Origin of the sequence: Pseudomonas sp. D(2018), assembly GCF_005502555.1 — a bacterium.
In the GTDB taxonomy this organism is placed as follows: Bacteria; Pseudomonadota; Gammaproteobacteria; order Pseudomonadales; family Pseudomonadaceae; genus Metapseudomonas; species Metapseudomonas resinovorans.
This window is the reverse complement of sequence record NZ_SCOK01000108.1, coordinates 1-3,289: the sequence shown is the minus strand read 5'-3', so window position 1 is coordinate 3,289 and position 3,289 is coordinate 1. Positions and strand designations below refer to the sequence as shown.

Genomic DNA, 3,289 nt, shown 5'->3' with positions numbered 1-3,289 from the left:
CGACGCATCGCCGATGGTAGTGTGGAGCTTCTCCATGTGAGAGTAGGTCATCGTCAAGCTTCTATCCCAAACCCCCGAATCGTGACAACGGTTCGGGGGTTTGTCTTTGCGCCAAAGAAAGCTAATCGCTCGGACAGGGCTGGCGTTGTCCGCGTTCCCCCCCCCCCCCAGGGCGGTTTGGGTTACTAGACTGGCTCGGATTTCTATGCAACCTGATTGTGCATCGATATGATGCCTGCCTCATTGTGAGCCGGATCCAGCGCATGCTGACTCTATTGAAACTTCTGCAAGATGGGCGCTTCCACTCGGGGCAAGCCCTGGGGGAGATCCTCGGTGTGAGCAGAAGTGCAGTCTGGAAGCAGTTGCAGCAACTGGAGGTGGACCTTGGCCTTCCTATATACAAGGTGCGCGGTCGAGGTTATCGACTGCAAAGTCCGCTGAGTCTGCTTGATCGAAGCATTCTGAATGCTAGTGGTGCGCCTTGGTCGCATCATGTGCTCGAGTCACTGGATTCCACCAACGCAGAGGTAATGCGGCGCTTGTCTGCAGGTCTCGCTCCGCCATTCGCGGTCGTTGCAGAGCGGCAGACGGAGGGGCGGGGGCGAAGAGGGCGTCGATGGGTCAGTCCTTATGCTCAAAACCTCTACTACAGCCTGGCTTTGCGTATTGATGGCGGTGCGCGCCAGCTTGAGGGGTTGAGCCTGGTGGTTGGCTTGGCGGTGTTAAGCGCGTTGCATTCATTCGGATTGACGGCGGCCGGCCTGAAATGGCCAAACGACCTGCTGGTCGGCAACCGGAAGGTCGCGGGTATTCTCCTCGAGCTACTGGGGGATCCGGCTGATATCTGTCATGTTGTCGTTGGTATTGGAATCAACGTGAACATGCAGCAGTCTGCTGAGGAAATCGATCAGCCATGGACTTCCATGCAAATCGAAACGGGTGCCCTGGTAGACAGAAACGCGTTGGTCAGTTGCTTGAGTGCCCGTCTCGAGGATTACCTTGGGCGTCATAAGAAGGAAGGTTTTTCTGCTCTGCGAGAGGAGTGGGAGCTTGGTCACCTGTGGCAGGGGATGCAGGTCAATCTGATTGCCGGTGTGCAGAAAATCCAGGGAAGGGTCGTGGGAATAGACGTCACGGGTGCCTTGCGACTCAGCGTCGACGGTGAAGAACGAGCTTATAGCGGTGGAGAGCTCAGTTTGAGGTTGAGTGATGATTCTTGAGCTTGACTGCGGTAACAGCTTTATCAAATGGCGCGTGATCGACAGTGCGCAAGTGGTCACCCTGGTTGGCGGTGTTGTCGGTTCGGACGAAGAGCTGGTGTCGGTGCTGCGGGCGACGCCTGGATTAGCGCTTCGGCACTGCCGGTTGGTCAGTGTTCGTTCCGATGAGGAAACTCGCTTGCTGACTGCTCGGCTGCAGGGTGCATTCGGAGTGTCTTGCGTGTCTGCGTTGCCGGCCCTCGAACTGGCCGGGGTGCGCAACGGCTATTCGGAGTATCAGCGCCTTGGTTTGGATCGCTGGCTTGCCGTGTTGGGGGCTTACCATATTGCTCGCAAGCCTTGCTTGGTTCTTGATCTTGGCACGGCGGTGACGTCGGATCTGGTCGCAGGGAATGGAGATCATCTCGGAGGGTTTATCTGTCCAGGGATGCCCCTCATGCGCAATCAGCTGCGCACGCATACTCGGCGCATTCGCTATGACGACGAGGCTGCGGAGCGGGCCTTGCTTGATATGGCTCCCGGGCGCTCGACCGTCGAGGCGGTAGAGCGGGGCTGTCTTTTGATGCTTCGGGGCTTTGTCCAGGCTCAAGTTCAATTGGCGGCTGAGTATCTTGGCGAGGAGTTCGAAGTCTTTCTCACCGGCGGTGACGCGCTGTTGGTGCGTGATGTGCTGCCGCGCGCAAGAGTGATGCCTGACTTGGTATTTGCTGGTTTGGCTATTGCCTGTCCATTGCATTGAGGTTGATCCATGCGTTGGTTGTTTCTGTTTCTCCTGGTTCTCAATCTCTTCTACTACGTCTGGCATCAGCAGCAGGCACCGTTGCGGCCGAAGGAAGTGGAGACGCTTTCGCTATACAAGGGTGGGCAGCAGGACATTCGTCTGCTCAGTGAGTCCGGTGACGTTCAACCAAAGCGTAGCGTTGCGCTCGCGGCGCCAGCCGAAGAGACCGTATGTCTTTTTCTTGGAGGCTTCGAGCGTGAGGAGCAAGCTCGCGAGCTGGAGCAGCGCCTGATCAGTTTGGACGTGCGTTCGACGGTAAAGCCTGTAGATGCGGCTGCGGGTACTGACTATTGGGTCTATCTCGCGCCGCTGGCTTCGAGGGAGGCCTCCTTGCGCCAGCTCAAGGAGCTTCAGGCGCGGAAAATCGATAGCTACATCGTGACCCAGGGCGATCTGGTCAATGGGATTTCTCTAGGAATCTTCCCTCGCATGGATTCTGCAGAGAGCGTTATGCAGCGCTTGCGCGATGCCGGCTATGAGCCTTTTATGCGGGAATTGTCCCGTGCGCACCGTGATTATTGGGTGCGCGTAGCACCTGAAAGCCGCAGGCTGGTTGGTGATCCGCTGCTCGAGCAACTGTCCCGAAATTTTTTTGGATTAAAACATCAACTTATGCCGTGCGAAGGTGTTGCATCTCCTCGTTAGCTTGAATAGAATGGCGCCCGCTTCGCAGGATGGCCCAAAAGGCTGGGTTGCGAAGCTGCTGTCGAATGAAGCTAACCTCAAGATTTTAATGAGAAAAAGCTTGACAGTAGGGTGGCAGAAGATGAGAATGCCGCCTCCCTTGGAGGGGTTCCCGAGCGGCCAAAGGGATCAGACTGTAAATCTGACGTCATAGACTTCGAAGGTTCGAATCCTTCCCCCTCCACCAGATTCAAAGCGAGAGCTGCAGGCTCCGCGGGTATAGTTCAGTGGTAGAACCTCAGCCTTCCAAGCTGATGATGCGGGTTCGATTCCCGCTACCCGCTCCAGGTTTGCTGTTGTCGTAATGTGTTTGGCTCATGTAGCTCAGCTGGTAGAGCACACCCTTGGTAAGGGTGAGGTCAGCGGTTCAAATCCGCTCATGAGCTCCATCTTAACAAAGGCAGATATGAAAATATCTGCCTTTGTTTTAATGGTTGCGTAACTCGCTCAACTCTTGATGGGAGACGTTTTCGATGGCTAAAGAAAAGTTCGAACGTAACAAACCGCACGTCAACGTTGGCACCATCGGTCACGTTGACCATGGCAAGACCACTCTGACTGCTGCTCTGACCAAGGTCTGCTCCGAGACCTGGGGCGGCTCCGC

The 3,289-nt window shown here is 56.1% G+C and carries 4 protein-coding genes and 3 tRNA genes; all 7 read left to right on the top strand.

The genetic code is table 11. The features are described 5' to 3' along the window. Positions 1 to 263: 263 nt before the first annotated feature. Positions 264 to 1,220: a bifunctional biotin--[acetyl-CoA-carboxylase] ligase/biotin operon repressor BirA gene (gene birA / locus FFS60_RS28415; RefSeq protein WP_028630561.1), complete on the top strand. Its 957-nt coding sequence runs from the start codon at positions 264 to 266 to the stop codon at positions 1,218 to 1,220. After that, positions 1,210 to 1,959 carry a pantothenate kinase gene (locus tag FFS60_RS28410; protein WP_028630560.1) on the top strand — a complete coding sequence of 250 codons (750 nt, stop codon included), beginning with the start codon at positions 1,210 to 1,212 and terminating at the stop codon, positions 1,957 to 1,959. The genes birA and FFS60_RS28410 overlap by 11 nt, the downstream gene beginning before the upstream one ends. A 9-nt stretch (positions 1,960 to 1,968) precedes the next feature. Beyond that, positions 1,969 to 2,646: an SPOR domain-containing protein gene (locus tag FFS60_RS28405; RefSeq protein ID WP_137823885.1), complete on the top strand. Its 678-nt coding sequence runs from the start codon at positions 1,969 to 1,971 to the stop codon at positions 2,644 to 2,646. A gap of 141 nt (positions 2,647 to 2,787) precedes the next feature. Then, positions 2,788 to 2,872 (top strand) — tRNA-Tyr (locus FFS60_RS28400). A 26-nt stretch (positions 2,873 to 2,898) separates the two neighbouring features. Next, positions 2,899 to 2,972: transfer RNA gene (locus FFS60_RS28395), tRNA-Gly, on the top strand. Between the two features lie 26 nt (positions 2,973 to 2,998). Further along, positions 2,999 to 3,074: transfer RNA gene (locus FFS60_RS28390), tRNA-Thr, on the top strand. Positions 3,075 to 3,158: 84 nt separating this feature from the next. After that, positions 3,159 to 3,289, top strand: a 131-nt coding sequence (locus FFS60_RS28385) for a GTP-binding protein (RefSeq protein ID WP_256658176.1), incomplete at its 3' end; no start/stop codon positions are given.

Excerpts from the sequence above, each read along its gene's own strand:
- birA (WP_028630561.1), top strand. The coding sequence starts at position 264 with ATGCTGACTCTATTGAAACTTCTGCAAGATGGGCGCTTCCACTCGGGG.
- FFS60_RS28410 (WP_028630560.1), top strand. The coding sequence starts at position 1,210 with ATGATTCTTGAGCTTGACTGCGGTAACAGCTTTATCAAATGGCGCGTG.
- FFS60_RS28405 (WP_137823885.1), top strand. The coding sequence starts at position 1,969 with ATGCGTTGGTTGTTTCTGTTTCTCCTGGTTCTCAATCTCTTCTACTAC.